This window comes from Agromyces sp. S2-1-8, from assembly GCF_021129215.1.
In the GTDB taxonomy this organism is placed as follows: Bacteria; Actinomycetota; Actinomycetes; order Actinomycetales; family Microbacteriaceae; genus Agromyces; species Agromyces chromiiresistens.
Genome location: NZ_JAJOLP010000002.1, coordinates 67,016 through 83,623, shown reverse-complemented (window position 1 = coordinate 83,623; position 16,608 = coordinate 67,016). Strand labels below are relative to the sequence as shown.

General features: G+C 65.9%; 13 protein-coding genes. 3 read left to right on the top strand and 10 right to left on the bottom strand.

Annotation, left to right across the window (positions count from 1 at the left end):
* Positions 1-37 precede the first annotated feature (37 nt).
* The 5 genes from LR269_RS18650 to LR269_RS18630 form a co-directional block, all read right to left on the bottom strand.
* Positions 38-592 carry a TasA family protein gene (locus tag LR269_RS18650; protein ID WP_231432470.1) on the bottom strand — a complete coding sequence of 185 codons (555 nt, stop codon included), beginning with the start codon at positions 590-592 and terminating at the stop codon, positions 38-40.
* A gap of 305 nt (positions 593-897) precedes the next feature.
* Positions 898-1,842 (bottom strand): DUF1254 domain-containing protein, encoded by a 945-nt coding sequence (locus LR269_RS18645; RefSeq protein WP_231432469.1) that lies wholly within the window; start codon positions 1,840-1,842, stop codon positions 898-900.
* A 430-nt stretch (positions 1,843-2,272) separates the two neighbouring features.
* Positions 2,273-3,061 carry a hypothetical protein gene (locus LR269_RS18640; protein ID WP_231432468.1) on the bottom strand — a complete coding sequence of 263 codons (789 nt, stop codon included), beginning with the start codon at positions 3,059-3,061 and terminating at the stop codon, positions 2,273-2,275.
* A gap of 13 nt (positions 3,062-3,074) precedes the next feature.
* Positions 3,075-4,652 (bottom strand): relaxase/mobilization nuclease domain-containing protein, encoded by a 1,578-nt coding sequence (locus tag LR269_RS18635; protein ID WP_231432467.1) that lies wholly within the window; start codon positions 4,650-4,652, stop codon positions 3,075-3,077.
* Positions 4,649-5,047, bottom strand: coding sequence for a plasmid mobilization relaxosome protein MobC (locus tag LR269_RS18630; RefSeq protein ID WP_231432466.1), 399 nt, complete (start codon positions 5,045-5,047; stop codon positions 4,649-4,651). The genes LR269_RS18635 and LR269_RS18630 overlap by 4 nt, the downstream gene beginning before the upstream one ends.
* A gap of 249 nt (positions 5,048-5,296) precedes the next feature.
* On the opposite strand from LR269_RS18630, the gene LR269_RS18625 reads away from it, so the two are divergent.
* The 3 genes from LR269_RS18625 (at position 5,297) to LR269_RS18615 (ending at position 6,771) form a co-directional block, all read left to right on the top strand.
* On the top strand, positions 5,297-5,659 hold the full coding sequence (locus tag LR269_RS18625) for a hypothetical protein (RefSeq protein ID WP_231432465.1): 363 nt from the start codon (positions 5,297-5,299) through the stop codon (positions 5,657-5,659).
* Positions 5,660-5,929: 270 nt separating this feature from the next.
* A complete protein-coding gene (gene nrdH, locus LR269_RS18620) occupies positions 5,930-6,181 on the top strand; it encodes a glutaredoxin-like protein NrdH (RefSeq protein WP_231432464.1) in 252 nt (83 codons plus the stop codon).
* A complete protein-coding gene (locus LR269_RS18615; RefSeq protein WP_231432463.1) occupies positions 6,178-6,771 on the top strand; it encodes an AlpA family transcriptional regulator in 594 nt (197 codons plus the stop codon). Before nrdH ends, LR269_RS18615 begins: the two co-directional genes overlap by 4 nt.
* 255 nt (positions 6,772-7,026) lie before the next feature.
* Here LR269_RS18615 and LR269_RS18610 read toward each other — a convergent pair whose 3' ends face one another.
* From LR269_RS18610 to LR269_RS18590, 5 genes are all read right to left on the bottom strand, one after another.
* Positions 7,027-7,881 (bottom strand): hypothetical protein, encoded by an 855-nt coding sequence (locus tag LR269_RS18610; RefSeq protein WP_231432462.1) that lies wholly within the window; start codon positions 7,879-7,881, stop codon positions 7,027-7,029.
* An 83-nt stretch (positions 7,882-7,964) separates the two neighbouring features.
* Positions 7,965-8,459 (bottom strand): hypothetical protein, encoded by a 495-nt coding sequence (locus LR269_RS18605; RefSeq protein ID WP_231432461.1) that lies wholly within the window; start codon positions 8,457-8,459, stop codon positions 7,965-7,967.
* 537 nt (positions 8,460-8,996) lie between these two features.
* Positions 8,997-9,683: a hypothetical protein gene (locus tag LR269_RS18600; protein WP_231432460.1), complete on the bottom strand. Its 687-nt coding sequence runs from the start codon at positions 9,681-9,683 to the stop codon at positions 8,997-8,999.
* Between the two features lie 277 nt (positions 9,684-9,960).
* Complete coding sequence (locus LR269_RS18595) at positions 9,961-10,302, bottom strand: hypothetical protein (protein ID WP_231432459.1); 342 nt, start codon at positions 10,300-10,302, stop codon at positions 9,961-9,963.
* 10 nt (positions 10,303-10,312) lie between these two features.
* The gene (locus LR269_RS18590; RefSeq protein ID WP_231432458.1) at positions 10,313-16,588 is read right to left on the bottom strand and encodes a DUF6531 domain-containing protein; all 6,276 of its coding nucleotides are present in this window, start codon (positions 16,586-16,588) and stop codon (positions 10,313-10,315) included.
* Positions 16,589-16,608: the final 20 nt, after the last annotated feature.

Here is a 16,608-nt window from a genome sequence, read left to right as displayed (position 1 = left end):
CAGACTTCAGTTCGGCAGGCTCCATCGCGGAGTCCGATCACGCTTGCGCTGCCGTGAATGGGAGGACGACGTCGACACTCTGACCGGCAACACCGATCGGTGCAGCGGCGTCGAGGGTCACGCTAATGCGGAGCGTCTTACCGTTGGGTGTTCCACCGGCACCGATGTCCAGCCCGGTGAAGGCTGCTCCGGCGAGCGGGCCGTTGTAGAGCTCGGTGACCGTCTCGACGTCGGTAATCGTGACCACAAGGGAGTCCTGCAGGGCCGGGACAGGGCTGCCCGCGGAATTCGTTACCGTTGGCACCGCAAGCTCGACGATCGCGTCGATCGTTCCGGAGTTGTACACCAACAGATCCCGGGTGACTGTGTCCCCGGGCGCCAAGTTGTCGAAGCCGGTGCTGAAGTCGACCAGGTAGTTGTCGGGATTCCCGTCCTGATCGTCGTCGAACTTCAAGTCGAGGGTCCCGGCGGTGAATGTGGTCTCGACGTTGCCGCTATCGGTAAACGCCGCCAGCGTAACCCCTGCGGCCGCAACAACGATGATCCCCATCGCCGCGAAGAGCTTGGTACGGGAGGAAATGGAGACGGCCATGCTGAGATCCCTTCGTCGGCCCAATCGGGTCGGCATCTTCTGTGCCCGAACGTAGAGCGCTCGATCGCCAAGCACGAGAAGCAAACCAGGATCTCATCCGAAGTGGGTGAGGGACACAGGGGCTGCCCGGGTCAATGGTCGTGCCCCCGACATGGAGCCTCGCTACCGGGCAGGTGGCGAGGATCGGGCTGAGTACTCCGTCCCAGCCGACATCGCTGATCGGTCATCCCCATGCGCCTTCGCCGACCGCCTCTTCGACTGCCCGTGCATTCGAACGGCACTTGCAGCCTTCCCACGGTCGCAACCTAAGCTTCGACGATGTCCGGCACCGACCACGTCGCGAGCTCGTCGAGGCGGGGGCGGTACAGGCGGATGAGGAGATTCCAGCCCCCGGGCAGGTCGACGCGGTTCGGGACGGCGTCGGCCCAGTCGCCGAGGTGCACGGTGGTCGAGCCGTCGGCGTTCCTCGCGGCGAAGACCGAGTTCACGTTCGTCAGGCCGTCGGGTCCCGGCTCGAAGTACCCGGCCCCGTTGTAGACGCTGAGCGACCAAAACGCATCGGCAGGCACATCGGTGCCGAACGTGATCGTGTACCGCCCGCGCGGCAGCCGTGGCTCGACGTTGAGGTACGACGCCTCCGCGTCGGGCAGACCACCCCAGCCGAGTGCGGTGCCGACGAGGTGGCGCACCGGGTCGACCTCCCCCGCGCGGCCGAAGGCGTGCGCCAGCCCACCCATGGTCCGGCCAAGCACGAGGAGCGCGCCCCGGACCTCACCATAGCTCTCGGCGTCGACGTCGGGGTGCTCGAAAGGGCGTTGCGCGGCGGCGTCGATGGTGAGGCCGTCCTGCAGGCGGTGGACCTCGGCGAGGTCGGCCTCGCTCGTCGGGTCGAACAGGATCCGCGCGGCGACGACGACATAGTCGGTGTCGAACTCGTCCTTCGTGAGGTCGTAGGTGCCGGCCTCGTGGAAGACCCGGTTGATGTAGTGGTCCTGGTTGATGACCATCACTGAGATGTACCGGTAGCCGACGTCGGGGATCGTGAGCTTCGCAGGTCCCCCGCCGAGGTCGACCACGGCGACCGAGTAGAGGGTGTCGCGGTTCTGCCTGATGACGGGCTGCTGGTCGAGGGGAGCCAGTTCACGATCGTGGTGGAAGACTCCAAGGCCGCCAATGATTGGCAACATCCGGCTGATCATCGTGTCGGTCTCGATCCGGGCGAAGTCGTCGATGGAAACGGTGACGGGCATTGGAACTCTCCTCTAGATCCCCTGAGCGGGCGGGCAGGTATCGCGTTCAATCACACTGGCCCGCTTGCGACCTCGATCCTGCCGCGCATGAAGCGAATTGGGCAACTCGCGATAGTGCCACTCGTACCACGACTCGGTCTAGAAGTGATGTCCGTAATCGAAGCTTCCCCAAGCGGTCGTTCTCGGTACACGGGTCGCTAGCTGCCGCCCAAAGTCGTCGGCATGTGGCCGATAGCGACGCGGCGATGTGGAGCTCCTACCGCCAGTTACGGCGGGCCAACATAAATTACGGCCCTCTGGTCCCTGCCGGACGGCTTTGCTAAGTTCATGGCCCGCTGCCTCACATTTCCACCGAATGCGGGCAGCCGCTGTAGATCGACAGTGAAGAGCACCACTAAAGCGAACACGAGTCGTTGCAGCTGCTGGGCGACTACATACCGCGGCCCCGTTGCATCTCGCGGTCGCCACCGTGGCGCGACTTGCGCGCCTTTGAGCTCCTCCCGCCGGCGCGGCGCACGGCCTCGCGGGGGTGCTTCGCGTTGTCGGAGTCGGCCTGCTTCCACGCGTTGATCGCTTCGGCGTTCGCCTTCCCGTCGAGCGACGCGGCATGTGCGTCGCGGCGTTCGGCCGAGTCCCAGTTGGCCTCGGCGCCCTCACGGGAGTCGGCGGCTTCAGCCGGCGGCGTCGAGGCGTCTTGGTCGCGCTCGGCAGCCTCGTCAACGCGCTCGGCGTGCTCGAGCAGACGGGCAGCCTCGGCGCGTTCCTCGTTGGCGCGGGAGCGCTCGGAGTCGGCGAGGTTCCGGTCGGCCTCGACGCGGGCCAGGGCCTCGCGCACCGCGGCCGGGTCGGCGCCGATGTCGTTCACGTCGATGCCGTATCGAGCCTGCACCTCCTCGCGGATTCGCTCACTCGCTCGGCGGGCTTCGTCGTCGTGCGTCGACCAATTGGCGGCTGTCTCGTAGGCGCGGCTGACGTCCTCGGTGCGGGCGCGATCCCACCAGCTGGCCTCGTGCACGGGCGCGAGCTCGGCACGCGCTGCGGTGCGCTCGGCGTCGAACCGGACCTGCAGCTCGCGTGCCTCCTGCAGGCTGCGAGCCTCGGCCCGGCGGAGTGCTTCTTCGCGCATCCGGGCCAGCTGCTCCCCCAGTCGGCCGGCGACCGCGAGTGAGGTTCGCAGCGCGCCCTCAAACGCTTCTTCGATGCCGTCGCTGTCGCTCATGACGGCCCCCCTTCTATCTCTCGCGTCCGCCGCGTTCGGTCGGCGAGACGTTCGTGGTCGGCCGCGGTTCGAGCGGCTGACGGATCGGCGACCCTGGCGCACGCATGGGCGTCTGGCCGGCCTGAGCGATGCGGGCGGCCTCGGCCGCTCGCGGGTCGACCGGGGCACTCGTCGACGCGCCCTGCAGCTGCGGCAGGCGCTCCCGCACTGCGTCGAGCTTCGCACCGAGTGCGTCGCGGATCCGTGCCGCCTCGAGCGCGTCGGCCGATGCCTGGTACATGCCGTGAAGTGCCTGCGCGGTCTTCATGATCTGACGGAACAGCAGCGCCTCTGCGGCGGTGCCCTGGCCTCCCTTCGCGGCCATCGCGAACAGCATCGCGGCCCCCGCGGCCGATGCCATGCCCGACGGGCGCGGCTTCACCTGGTGCGCTCGGATCTGCGCTCCTCGAGCGAGCGCTCGGGAGGCATCCGCTAGCGGGCCGGGCGTCGGCTCGAGGCGTTCGGACCATGCGGCGAATGCGGCGCTCGTCTCCTTCGCGACGATCGCCCACGTCGCCCGGTCGTCGACCGGGATACGGCTCAGCTGGTCGCGGAGCGCGATGACCTGTTGCGTGTGTTCGTGCCACACGTCGGGCGTCGGTGCCTGCGTCTCACGGCCCGGGTGCTGGGCCGTGTACTTCATCGGATTGCGCCACGTCGCGCGCCACTCGTCGACGGCGTGCTGCGCGCTCGTCACGTTGTCGGGCCACCCCTCGCGCAGTCGCGTGAGGGTGAGGTCGCGAGCGAGTCGGCCGCCGCCGTACCAAACGATCGGGACGCCCGGCTGGGGTCGCAGCGCGACGCTGTAGCCGGTCACCACGTCGTCACGTCCGTTCGCGAAACGCGGACGCACGATGAAGCCGCCCTGATGCAGCCGGCGCACGAACTCGCCCTCGTCGAGCGACGCTCCGGCGGCGGCGCGAACGGCACGTTCCAGTCGCACGGAAGCGACCTCGGCCGCGCCCATCCGCTCGGCGGTGGCGCGCTCGGCGGGCTTCTCGCCGCGCTCTCCGATGCCGGCCCCGCGCGACTGCAGCACGGTCAGACCGTGCCGCTTCTCGAGCTCGCCGGCGACCTTCTGCGCACGCGAGTAGTCGTGGTTAATCGACGCCTTCGTGCCGTCCTCGCGCACGAGGTTCACGGCAATGTGGATGTGATCGTTGCCGGCCTTCGAGAGCCCGTGACGAACGGCAACCCATCGACAGTCGGCCTTGCCGCTGGTCGCGGTGAAGCCCATCTCGTTCACGAAGTCTTGAGCGATCGCCGCCCACTTCTCGTCGCTCAGCTGACCGTCCTCGGCCTTGATCGAGAGCGAGCAATGCCAGACGTGGCCGCCGTTCACCTCGACACCGAACGCGGTTCGCGGCTCGTCGAGGTCGGCGGCGATCGCGAGCGCCGCCGCACGGTCCAGCTCGCCGTCGCCGTACATCGTGAACGTCGCCGCGTCGCCGTTCACAAGGTGCGGCTCGGTGTGCTCGTTGGCACGTCCCTCGCCAGCGAGGTACGTGAGCAGACCGCCGAAGCGGTCGCCTCGCGTGACGTTCGGCATCATGAGTCGGCAAGCCTCCGCACGGCCGCCTGAATGTCCGGCACGAGCCCCCGGTACTCGTCGACAACGGCCGCAGCTTCGGCCGGGAAAGTCGACTCCGTGTTGGCGAACTTCGCCAGCTGGTTCGCGTTGTTCGCGATGTTCGCCAGGAGACGGCGAATCGCGAACAGCTCGGCGATCGCCTCCTTGCGATCGGTGCTCGTCTCGACGTGCTCGTTCATCGCAGCCTCGAACAGCAACCGAGGGACGGTGACGCCCTTGACCACGGCACGAGCCCGCAGCTGTGTCGACTCCTCGACGGTGCAGCCCACGCGGAACACGATGTCGCGCTTCTCCCCCGCCGGCGCGTTGCGACGACGGGTGCGGCCGAAGACGCGGCGCTCGTTCTCGTCGGCCACGACGCCTCCCTTCGGCCTAGCGCAGCGACCCCGCCATCTGCGGGGCCTCATACGCCAAGTATGCCGGTGATGGACACCCCAGTCCAGTATCCCAAGCGACTTACCAGCGGTAAGTCTATAGCTTGCTCCACATGAGGCTGCGCCAGAGGTGGAACCAACCAGAGGTTCGGGGCTCTGCATCCGGCTGCGCCGGTGCTGCATGGAACGCCGATCTAGTCGGCGTCAGATGTGCTCGCTACGCTGGGGGCTATGACTGACACGACGACCGACCTCTCCGAATCAATCCGTATCGCTCGCGAGCTCGAACGAGCCAAGAGCGACGAGCGTGTGGCGGCCGTCGAGCGCGTCGCGAACGCGGCGCACGAGGCCGTGGCGATCGATGCCGAGTACAAGCAGGCTCTCGCCGACTTCGAGGCACAGTGGGGCTCCAAGACGCGCTCCGCCGTGGCTGAGCACGAGCGTGCATGGAACGCGGCGCTGGCTGCCGGATGGTCGGCGAAGGAGCTGCGCCAGGCCCAGGTTCCCGAGCCGGGCAAGAGCGCGCCTCGTGCGCGTCGCCGGTCGACCGCGAAACGTGGCACCGAGGCTGTGGAGCAGCACACCGAAGAGTGACGCGCTACGCGCGCTGTACCTGTGACGGAGGCCCGTCGAGCTTTGCTCGACGGGCCTCCGTCGTACGGGCATCCCATCTGACCACTGCATTCTTTCAGCGGCTCGGAGGCATGCAACCCCGAGCGCGTGGAAGGTGTGGCTGGGGACGGTGCTCCGCACCAAGAACCAAGACTGATCCTGTGGTGGGTTGCACACCTCCGCTCCGCTGAACCACTCCGTTTATCAGATGGGATGCCCTCCGAAATGGTGGGGCCTGGTGAAGGAGAGACGATGGCTGTGACGGTGTATTCCAAGCCTTCGTGCGTGCAGTGCAACGCGACCTATCGCGCACTCGACGCGCACGGCATCGACTACGAAGTGGTCGACCTCAGCGCGAACCCGGAAGCGCTCGACGAGCTGCGCCGGCGAGGCAACCTGCAGGCGCCCGTGGTCGTCACCGATGACGACGAGTGGGCCGGCTTCCGGCCCGACAAGATCGACGAGCTCGCCGCCCGCCGGCCCCTCGCCGGAGCGGGCGCATGAGCGCCGCGACGCTCGACGCTGAGCTGCTGCTGCTGCCCCGCGAGGCGGCCAAGCTGCTCGGCATCTCGACCAGCGACCTCGAGGCAGAGCGAGCCGCCGGCACGGCGCCGGCGAGCATCGACCTCGGGCCGCGAACGGTGCGGTACTTCCGCGCCGCCGTGATGGATGGAAACACGATGAGCCGCCACAGCTTCGAGCTCGGCACCGATACCTGGACGATCGGATACGACGTCCACCAAGCCAGCTACTTCGTGCAGCGCCTCGACGAGGCCCACGAAGACATGCAGGATCTCGGACGCGACGAGCTCGGCGCGCTCCCCACGCTCGAGGATGCCGAGCGGCTGCTGCCCGCCGGCTACCAGCTGCACGCCGAGACGCGCGCGGCCCTCGCCGCCCAACAACCGCCCGACCCCGCGGCCGCCACCGCGGCAGCGCAAGAACGCATGGCGATGGTCCGCGAACAGCTGCATATGGCGATGGCAGACTCAGCTCCGGCAGCTGGCAGCCGGCCTTCGCCGGCACCGGCGGCCCCGCTTTCGCGCCCCGACCGGGCCGAGGTTGCGGTCGCACCGGGCGGCTACGGGCGGTAATTCAGTAGCCGCGGCCGGGAGCCCGCGGCAGTACGACGGGGCTCTGAACACGATCGCGCAGTGGGCAATGGTAGGGCCCGGTTCGCGCGGATCAGGTGGCCGAGAGGCGAGGCCGCGGACACAGCGCGATTCCCCCGCGGGCTACCAACCAACTTCCCGCGGGAACACGCGAGACCCCAGCCGCACGGCAACCCACAGCCGCACCCATTGGGTAACAGGCGGGCACATGGCTACACTGCTTGGTAGCGGGGCAATCTACTCGAAAGAGTCAGCGATGGCACAACGGTCGTACTCCACTGTGATCGGCGTGTCGAGGACCTCGATTGCGCTCCTGGAACCCAACGTGAGCGCGACGGTCCATGCGTTCCAATACTCTCCCTCGAATTTCTGCACCGGGGGCGGACTGGCAGCGTACGCGCCCGGAAGCATGTACCTGCGCTTGATCCACTCGTTCTCACGCAAGATGGCGGGCACCTCGATTTCGTCACGCCCCTGACCCTGCTCAATCGAGATAACTTCCACAGTTTCGTCCCAGTCAAAATCTGCAGCACCTTCACTGATCTGCCACTGAAGCGCCATCAGTCCCGGGATCGCACCAGGCTCCGTCTCCCCTCGGCAGCTTGAGATTGCCCGAACGGTCATCGGCCTAGGCTTCGTCGCCTGCTCGACGCCTTGGAGCACGAAGGGTAGACAGACGCCGAGGACCACGAGCATGGAGCCCCGAGGGCTCCCCCGCTCCCGCGACCGGGCTTGGCTTTGGATGCGTTCCCGTTCTACGGCGACACATGTACCCACGAGTACCGTTCGCAACCAAGCCAGCACCGCAAGCGTCATGCCTTCGTTCCGACCTACGGTGGGCAACGAGAAGTACTCCGCCCCTACCCAGAATGCAGAGGTCCCGAGCAGGACAAGCAGCCCCACGCCCCACAGCCACGGCCACCGGTAGCTGCGACGCACCATTCCCACCATGATCGCCGCGAGAGCACCTGTGACGACGGCGTCCATGATCAACCAACCGAAAATGTGGCTGGGCAGCAACAATAGGGCTGAGATCGTAAACTGCAAGAACGCGACGGTCGCGAAGAAGACGAAACCATTTGGAGCACTCATGACCTGCTCCGAATGAGTCATTCCCAGCATCGGTGTCCCCCGCTTTGCGGACTTGCGCCGCGGCCCTCCACAACTCGCGAGCATCAGAACGTCTGGGTAACAACCATGTGTTCGTTCATACTCCAAGTCGCTTCGCGGTTATCCATGAAGCTCACTGAACGCACCTTGTATCGGCCGGTGCGCGTATACGGGCGTAGATGCCCGCCATGCTCGGCGCACGCAACCGCATATCTCCACTCGCGCGTTTTCTGGTCCAGCGCGACGAAGAAATCGCCCGGTGGCAACACATTCAGTTCGATCTCTGGAAGCGACTCCCCGAAGAGGACGGCGTCGATCCGGACATTATGGAACGTCGATCGTGACTGATTGGACGCGACAACGCCGTACTGCTTGGGTGGCCGGCGGTCGGAAACCACCCAAGCTGCGAACCTCATCGCCTGTTCCTTGGCGGCGCGATCGAGTTCATCCCGCCTCCGGCTTCGATCGAGCCGATACTGAAATGCGGCGAAGACTACTGCCACCGCCGTGAGGCATGCGGCCAACGCACCAATCCACTCAGCCAGATTGTCAAGGGTCAATTCGTCTCCAAGATTCTGAGGTTATGACGAGTTGCGTGGTCATTCATTGAATCCGTCCGGTCGTAGATCGTTCAAAACCGACCAGTGGGCGACCCCGCCGCCGAGCCCACCCTCCGCTACCAGCCCGTAGCCGTGGTGCCCTCACGACAGGTCGTGTCTCCGTTTGATTAGTCGAGGTCAAGAGATGTACATGGTCATCCAACGAAAGCCCGGCGCGCGGCGTCCGCAAGGAGAAGCGGCGAGAGCACGATTCCCCACACGGCGCTGACGACGAACGTCCGCGGCGCCGATAAACGGGCTGTTGTTCCCCGACACGAAATGGCATAGCTCGGAGCCGCTCCTCGGCTTCACTTGCACGTCGTTTGCGGGTGAAGAACAGCCAGAGGGAGAGCAGCAGCCCTGCAACCCCGGGGAGACTCTGCACCACGAGACCAGCCTGCTCCCCCATCGACGTTGGCCCCTTCGATCGAAACTCAGCAACAACCGTTGTCGACACAAATGCCCCGGTGTCCGGACCGCCGTCCATGCGCACCGCGATCACCGCAGCCTTTCGAGTCCGGGATGCTGCAACACGCCTTGACGACCATGCGTCGCGAGGGTGGTCCAGACTGCGATCAAGGGAGCCCCCTCACCGATCAGACGCATCGGCTCTGCCGAAGCGAACTCAAACACGACGCACCACTGATCGACACTTGGGTAGTAGGCCGCGATTGCTTCGTGATAAAAGCTCAGCCATTGATGGTTCACGTGCACCAGGAGTCGTCGATTCGAGACCAGAATCCGAACGCGCTGATGCTCGCGCCACTGAGTGGCAGCCGCACGCTCCGCGGCCGATTCGCGAGAAGAGTTTGCCATCGCTGTCGCAGCGATACCCGCAAGCACGAAGAACGGCGGACCGGAGAACGAGCCGCTGGATCGCCAAAAGCTCGTCGTCGTACCGTAGAAGCGCTGGTAGTCGCACTCGACATCAAAGAAGAACGGCTCGTCCGGATCTGTCGCGACGCCCCACACCTGGATTGGTTGGGGAAGAATCTCCGAGCGAACATCCGCAACGAGCTGTCGGGCAGCTACCCACGCACGTTCATAACGAGTTCGAGCAGCCATTTCTGCGCGCTCCCGTTTGTTGTAGTGGCCATGTCGATGCCGAAACGCGCGGAAAACACGGCGAGCGTTCCGGATTGCAACGACAACACATATGACCCACCCGCCGAGCGCGAGGAGCACCACAAGATGCATGAGGAGAGACGTTGCGTCCCACCGATACAGGCTCCAAAGCGCCACGGTAAGCGCAAAGTAGATGACCGGCAGGAGCGCAAACGGAACCGCCCACCCTCGATGCCGACGCCAAGCCCCGACCACCTCAACCACTACGGTCGCTGGCAGGGCCGTCCCCGACCCAGCTCCGAATCGGTCGTAGATCGTTCAAACTCGCCCACGCCCGCCCTACTACTGCGCATACTTTCCGGGCTTCTTGTCTCGGTGCCCAGCATCAGACCGCGGCTCACTCCTGGCCCGCCAGATGGTTGTGCGCGGCTCGGAGGACCTCACCTGTCTTGTGATGAAGGCGCGGCAGATCTTCGCGCCCCCGAACGAGCGTCGTGTACTGATGCTTCGCCTCAGTGTTGGCTCTCACCTTCATGACTAGGACCAGTAGTCCTTGAACCACGAGCGATAGCAGAAACCCGCCGAACAGCACGACGGCGACGGGCGCCACTTGCCCTCCCCTTACCGTCGCCGCAACTGCGATTAGTGCAGCGACACCGAACGCCGCGACCGCGCCGGTCGCCCAGAGGCCCGCTTCAGCCCATTTGAAGGCGGATATGCCTTTCACGAGAGTCGCCATGTCACCTTCCTTACCTCGTGAACAGCCAGTTGAGAACGCCGGTACCGTCTCCAAAAGCACCCACTGTAAGGATGCCCGCGGAGATCGCCTCCAGAACATCCGGCGGGACTCGGCCCCCGATAAGAATCTTCGCGAACCCACCTGCCACAGGTGCGCCGACAAAGATGCCTCCGACGATGCACTCAGCGGACTGAGAGGCGAAGTTCATGCAGGCATGGACCGTGCTTCCGGTCTGGGCAACAAAGGCCACACCACCGGCGACTGTGCCGAGCACGCCGAGCGCTGGAATTGCCAAAGCGCCGAGAGCAATCAACCCAGCAATCCCGCCGGTTACCGCTAAGCCGGTGAAGAAGTCGCGCTCGCCTTTCCGTTGGTGTTCGACAGTGGCGGGTGTGACACAGGAACCGTTCGTGTATGCGTTTGATTGGTAGATGAGGTCGGCTGCGCAGGTGAACCGGCCGTTGACCTGGAATGGTTCCGTGCCGACGAGGTCGCTGGTCCGGTGGACTGGCAGTACGAGTTCGGCGGTCTTTGCGCAAGGTTCCCAGTCGTAGCATGCATCGCTGTCGTTGTAGCGGTCGTTTGGATCATCCTGCGCCGGGACAACCTGGCTGCGGTCGGGTGGTCCGTAGACCCAGCCGTCCTTGTTCTTGCCCTTGACGCTGATGGCGGGATCCCAGGGCCGGTTGCCGAGCGCGTCGACCAGGGTCGCCGGATTGGCCAGAACGTAGCCGTATCGGTTCAGCGTCTGCGGCGCTCCTAGCAGTCCGCGCCAGGTGTCTTGTGCAGCCCAGACTCCGGTCGTGGGGTCGTAGGTGCGGGCGTGGAACTGGTTGGTCCCGCGGCTGATGTCGCCGGGTTCACCGGTGTAGTCGACTGCTGCGCCCCAGCTCACGGATTCGAGATCTTGGATGCCGTAGTCGGTGTAGTCGGACAGGTCGGTGATTGCACCGTTAGTGTCGGTCTGCGCGACGGTGGATGCGAGGCGGTCGAGTAGTGCCCACCGCTCCCCGGTGTCCGTGCCGCCGATTTGGAGTTCGAGCTCGCCCGCAATGTCCCGGACGAGGGTGGTGACGCCGTGCACGTTGTTGTCCGTGCCGACGGGGGTTAGCCTGTCGAACACGGTCGTCGTGGTCTGAGTCGAGTACTGGTTCTTGTCTGTGGCCGTGGTGCGGCGGCCGAGGCCGTCGTAGCCGTAGCTGCTCGAACGTTCGGGATCGGTGGCGGTGGTGGTGCGTCCGGTTGCGTCGTACCCGTAGCTGGTGTCGACCCCGCCGATCTGCTGCCCGGTCCGGTTCCCGGCACTGTCGTATCGGTAGCTCGCGTCACCGTCCGGGTGCCCGGTCGTCGCGGTGACCTGGTTGACCTCGTTGTACGAGGCGGCGACGGTGAAATCGGGCCCGTCGGTGGCGTTCTCACGTTCCCAACGGGTGCGGTTGCCGGCCGGGTCGTACCCGTAGGTGTTGACCTCGCCGGTCGTCGCCGTCGACTCGGTGAGCCGGTTCAGACTGTCGTAACTGAAGTCACGTCCCAGGGTCTTCGGTTCCGGCACGGCCGGCGTTTCCGGTGCCGGGGCCGTATCGGTCGCGGTGTCAGGAGCTTCGCTGACGGGTGCCCCGAGGGTGCGGGTGGCGTTGGTGACGTTGCCGGCCGGGTCGTAGGTGTAGTCGTACCGGAGCTCGTCACCGGGTAGCGCCGGGGCTGCGATCGCGGGTTGAGTTCGTCGGTTCAGGTAGTCCCAGGTCTTCACACAGTCGGGATGTTCGCCCTCGAGGTTCGGCAGGGCCCGGTCGCCGAGGTACCCGCTGGTGAGCGCGCATTCCTTGGCGGTCTGCTTCAGGGGTTCAACCGGCACCGGCGATTTGGGGGTGTGGGACACCGCCGGTGCCGGGGTCTGATGGGTGATCGACGCGACCCGATCCGTAGGGTCGTAGTCGTAGGTGGTGGTGACGCCGTTGGATCGTTCCTTCTGGGTCAGGTTCCCGACCGGGTCGTACGACGAGCTCACATCACCCCACGGGCTCGTCAACGAGATGGCATTGCCGGCCTTGTCGTATGCGTAGCCGATGTCGTCGCCCTCGGGCATGCTCAAGGTGACCAACTGCCCCGCCACGTCATAGCTGTAGCCGAGACGCTGCTCGTTCGAGTCAAGCTGTTCCGTCATTCGCCCAACCGGGTCGTACTTCCACCCGGTCGCCCCGGTCGGGTCGGTCATCGCGATCAACTGCTGTTCCGGACTGTACTCGTACTCCGCGTCCATGCCGGGGAAGGACATGGTGGCGCGGTCACCACGGGGCGTGTATCCGTAGCTGATGGTGCCGTTCGGGGTGGCCTCCTTGGTGAGGAGCCCCCGCGCGTCGTACTCGTACGACCATGAGGTCCCCGCGGGGTTAGTTTCCTTCACGACCTGCCCGGCCGGGTCGTACTCGAACCTGGTCTGGTGCTCGTTCGGATCAGTGATTCCCGCGAGGTTCCCGGCGGGGGTGTACTCGTACCGGGTGCTGACATTCACGTCCGAGGACGGGTCCGCATCCTTCACGTACCCCTCGATGACCTCGACCAGTTGAGCGGCGGGGTCGTACTGGTAACGGGTTTCGTTCCCGTTTCCATCGATCATGCCGGTCTGGTTGCCGGCTTGGTCGTACCGGTAGGTGGTGGTGCCGCCGGCCGCGTCGGTGACAGCCGCAACGCGACCGGCGGGGTCATAGCCGAACCCGCGGGTGTGCGCGTTCGCGTCCGTCACGCTGGTGACGCGGGACATGGGGTCGTACCCGTAGGCGGTGGTGTTCCCGAGCGGGTCGGTGATCGTCGCGACCCGGTTCAGTGCGTCGTAGGTTGACGTGGAGCGGTTCCCGAGCGGGTTCGTCGACGCGATCACGTTCCCGGCGGGGTCATACTCGTACCCGGTGACCGCCCCGGTCTGATCCGTCACGGCCACGACCTGCCCGGCCAGGTCGACCTTGTACTTGGTCGGGTTCCCGTTCCGGTCGACCATGCCGACAAGGTGGCCGTCGACGTCGTACAGGTATTCCGTGACGTAGCCTTCCTGGTCGGTGACCTTCACCACTCGATCCATCTGGTCGTACTCGTAGCGGACCTCGTTCCCGTCCGCGTCCGCCGTCTTCGTGACCCGGCCGGCATCGTCGTACGTGGTGTGCTCGGTGATCCCGATCGGCCCCGCCACCGTGGTGGGTTGGTCGGCCGGGTCGAACTCGGTCGTGATCGTCGCCCCTTCGGGGTCGGTCGTGCTGGTGGTGTTGCCGACCTCGTCATAGCTGCGCTGCCACTCGCCACCGTTCGGGTCGACCACCGTGATCGGTCGGTAGAGGTCATCGAGCAAGTACTTCGTCTGGTTCCCGAGCGGGTCAGTCGACGAGGTGAGGTCGTCTTCGCGGTTGTACGCGTACTTGCTGACGCCGCCGTCGGGTGCGGTGACGGTGACGAGGCGGAAGAGTTTGTCCCACCCGTACGTCGTGACCGCCCCATCAGGGTCGGTCCGGCTGGTCACCCGGTCGAGTTTGTCGTACGAGTACGTGGTGATCCCACCGGCGGCATCGGTCTGGCTGACGAGCCGGTCGGCAGTGTCCCACCTAAGGGTCGTGGAGTTCCCGTTCGGGTCGGTTGTCGAGGTCATCCGGTTCGCCGCGTCATATGCGAACGATGTGACTGCCCCGTTCGGGTCGGTCACCTTCGTGACGTTCCCGCGGGCGTCGTACCCGTACGTCGTGGTCGCACCCGACGGTTGGATCACCTTCGTGATGTCCCCAGCCGCGTTGTACTCGTACCTGACCGTCGTGCCGTCGGCCTGCAACACACTCGTGGTGAGGCCCTTCCCGTTGACCGTGTTGGTCGTGGTCCGGTCCCCGCCCAGGTCCGTGGTCGACGCGACCTCGCCCGTGGGGGTGTAGGTGTACTGGGTGACCTGCCCGCCGGGGCGGGTGACCTTGGTCGGGTTCCCGTTCTGGTCGTACTCGGTGAACGTCTTCCGGCCCGCCTCATCCACGTACCCGGTCACGTTACCCGCCTTGTCGAACGTGTACGTAGCGGTGGCACCGGTCGGGTTCGTGATCCCGGTGATCCGGGCGTGGTCATCGACCGTGAAGGTCGTGACCTTGCCCTCCGCATCGGTGTACGTCGTGGTGCCCTTGTCGTACTTGATGGTGCGGAGGTTGCCGTCGGCGTCCCACTGCTTCACCACCCGCCCCGCACTGTCGTACTCGTTCTTCAAATACACGACCCCGGCCGCATCGGTCGCGGTGGCCATCTGATGCTTGCCGTCGTACGTGAACGTCCGCACCCGCCCGTCCGGGCTCGTGATCTTCGCAAGGTTCCCGGCGCTGTCGTAGCCGAGCTTCCATACCCGCCCGTCGGGGTGGGTGAACGAGGTGATCCGGCCCACTGCGTCGTTCCCTACCGTGACGGTCTGTCCGGCGGCGTCGGTGATCTTCGTGAGCGGCACGAACTGGTGCACATCCGGGTTCGCGGCCCCGTAGCTGAGGGTCGTGGCGTTGCCCTGCCGGTCTGTGTGCCGGATCAGTTCACCAATACCCTCGATATCCGAGGCGTCATACACCCAGGCTTCACCATTCGCGTGCGTGAGCTGCAGCTGTCCCAGCCCGGCTTCCTTGAGGGTGAGGTGGGTGCCGGGGTCGGCGGCCTTGTATCCGCCGGACCCGTCCGGGTTGAACACGAACGAGGCACCGTCGCCGCGGACGACCATCACGGACCCGTCGTCAAAGCGTTGCGCACGCCCGCCCAGCCCGAACGACCATCCCGCACCAGTCCGCGACAGGCGCCCGTCCTGGGAGTTGTAGATCAGGGTGAGATCGATCTCCTGCTCCCCCGGCCCGGCGAGCGTGAACAGCGGTTCGTCTTCGAGGAGGTTGCCGGTCGCGAACGAGATCGGGTCGGCGCCGTAGGTCTGGTAGTTCTGGTAGCCCAGGTGCCGCCACCGTTCAATCTCAGCCTTCGACGGGCGCGCCGGCCACCCGCCCGTCACCGGGTCCGTGCAGTCAAACCCCTGCGCTTCGAGGTACTTCCCGAGGCCCGTGAAGACGCCGTTGACGATGTGCTGGAACCCGTTCGCTATGACGGGCTGGTCGAAGTTGTTGTCCAGGTACAGGGTTTCCATGTGCACCACTGCCCCCGGCAGGTTGTTGTACGGGGCGTGCGGCAGATCCGCCGTCCGCGGACGCTCCGCAGCAGGACGCCCCGTGTACCCGGGCATTTCCGTGCGGAGGCTCGACAGTAGCGCGGCGTCCTTGCCGTTGCCGCGGGGATACAGGAACGTGCCACCCTCGGACGGGTCAGACCCCCACCCGTGCCCAGCCAGAGCGTCGAACCCGATCGTGAGCGTCACCGCCGGGTTCGCAGCCCTCGCGATGTTCGCCCGCAACTCCGACGACACCTCGGGCACCCCCGCACCGCGAGTGATCACCACGTTCGCGAGACACCGATCGGTCAGCATCGGCGCGAGCTGGGTCGCCAGCGCGGAGTTGTACGGCAGCTCGGTGGCTTGCCACGGCGAGGTCGTGTTCGCGAGGTCATCGTCCGGGTCCAGCACGATCGACGGGCCCGGCGGCGGAATGAACTTCACCCCGATCACGACGAACTGCGACAGGTGCGACGATTCCGCCCGCACCACCCCAGCGTCCGCGTCGTAGTATGACGGGAGTTCGGTCCATGCTTCGCCCTCGGTCTCACGGGTAAGCATGCGCAGTGACGCCGGATCGAGATCGTTCGCTTCGATCTTGCCCTCGTCGACCTTGAGGGCAAGGCTGACTCCGGGCACGACGTCGACGGCGGTCTCGACGCCGGCGTCGTCGGTCGTGGTTTCGTACGCGGCTGGGAACTGGGTCACGTCCGTGCCATCGGCTGCGGTCGCAGTGATCTCCACCGTGTCCGATACGACCACGCCCTGCGTCTCCGCGGCGGCGGTCCGGCGAGCAGGCTTCCCAAGCTCCGACACCGAAAGGTCGACCGGGGCTTCGAGCTCGTTGCCTGAGAACTCCGCGGCCAGGCCAACTTCCTCAGCTTCAATGGTCGCCGGGCTGTACGGGTTCAACGTCGCTTCAGCGAGCGGCGCTGCCTCGTCTTTCGGGTTCTCGGTGGCCATGCGTTCCGCGGCCGCCGCAGCACGTACCTCGTCGAGGACCGCCTGTCGCGCCTCAGCCGCCAGTTGCAGCGGCGACGCCTCGGCACTGGTCACGCTGCCCTGAAGCGCGAGCCCGGCGATGACGATGACCGCGATGCCCCGCCAAGACCACACCCGCCATTGACGGCGCAACCACCCCGTGAACGAACTAT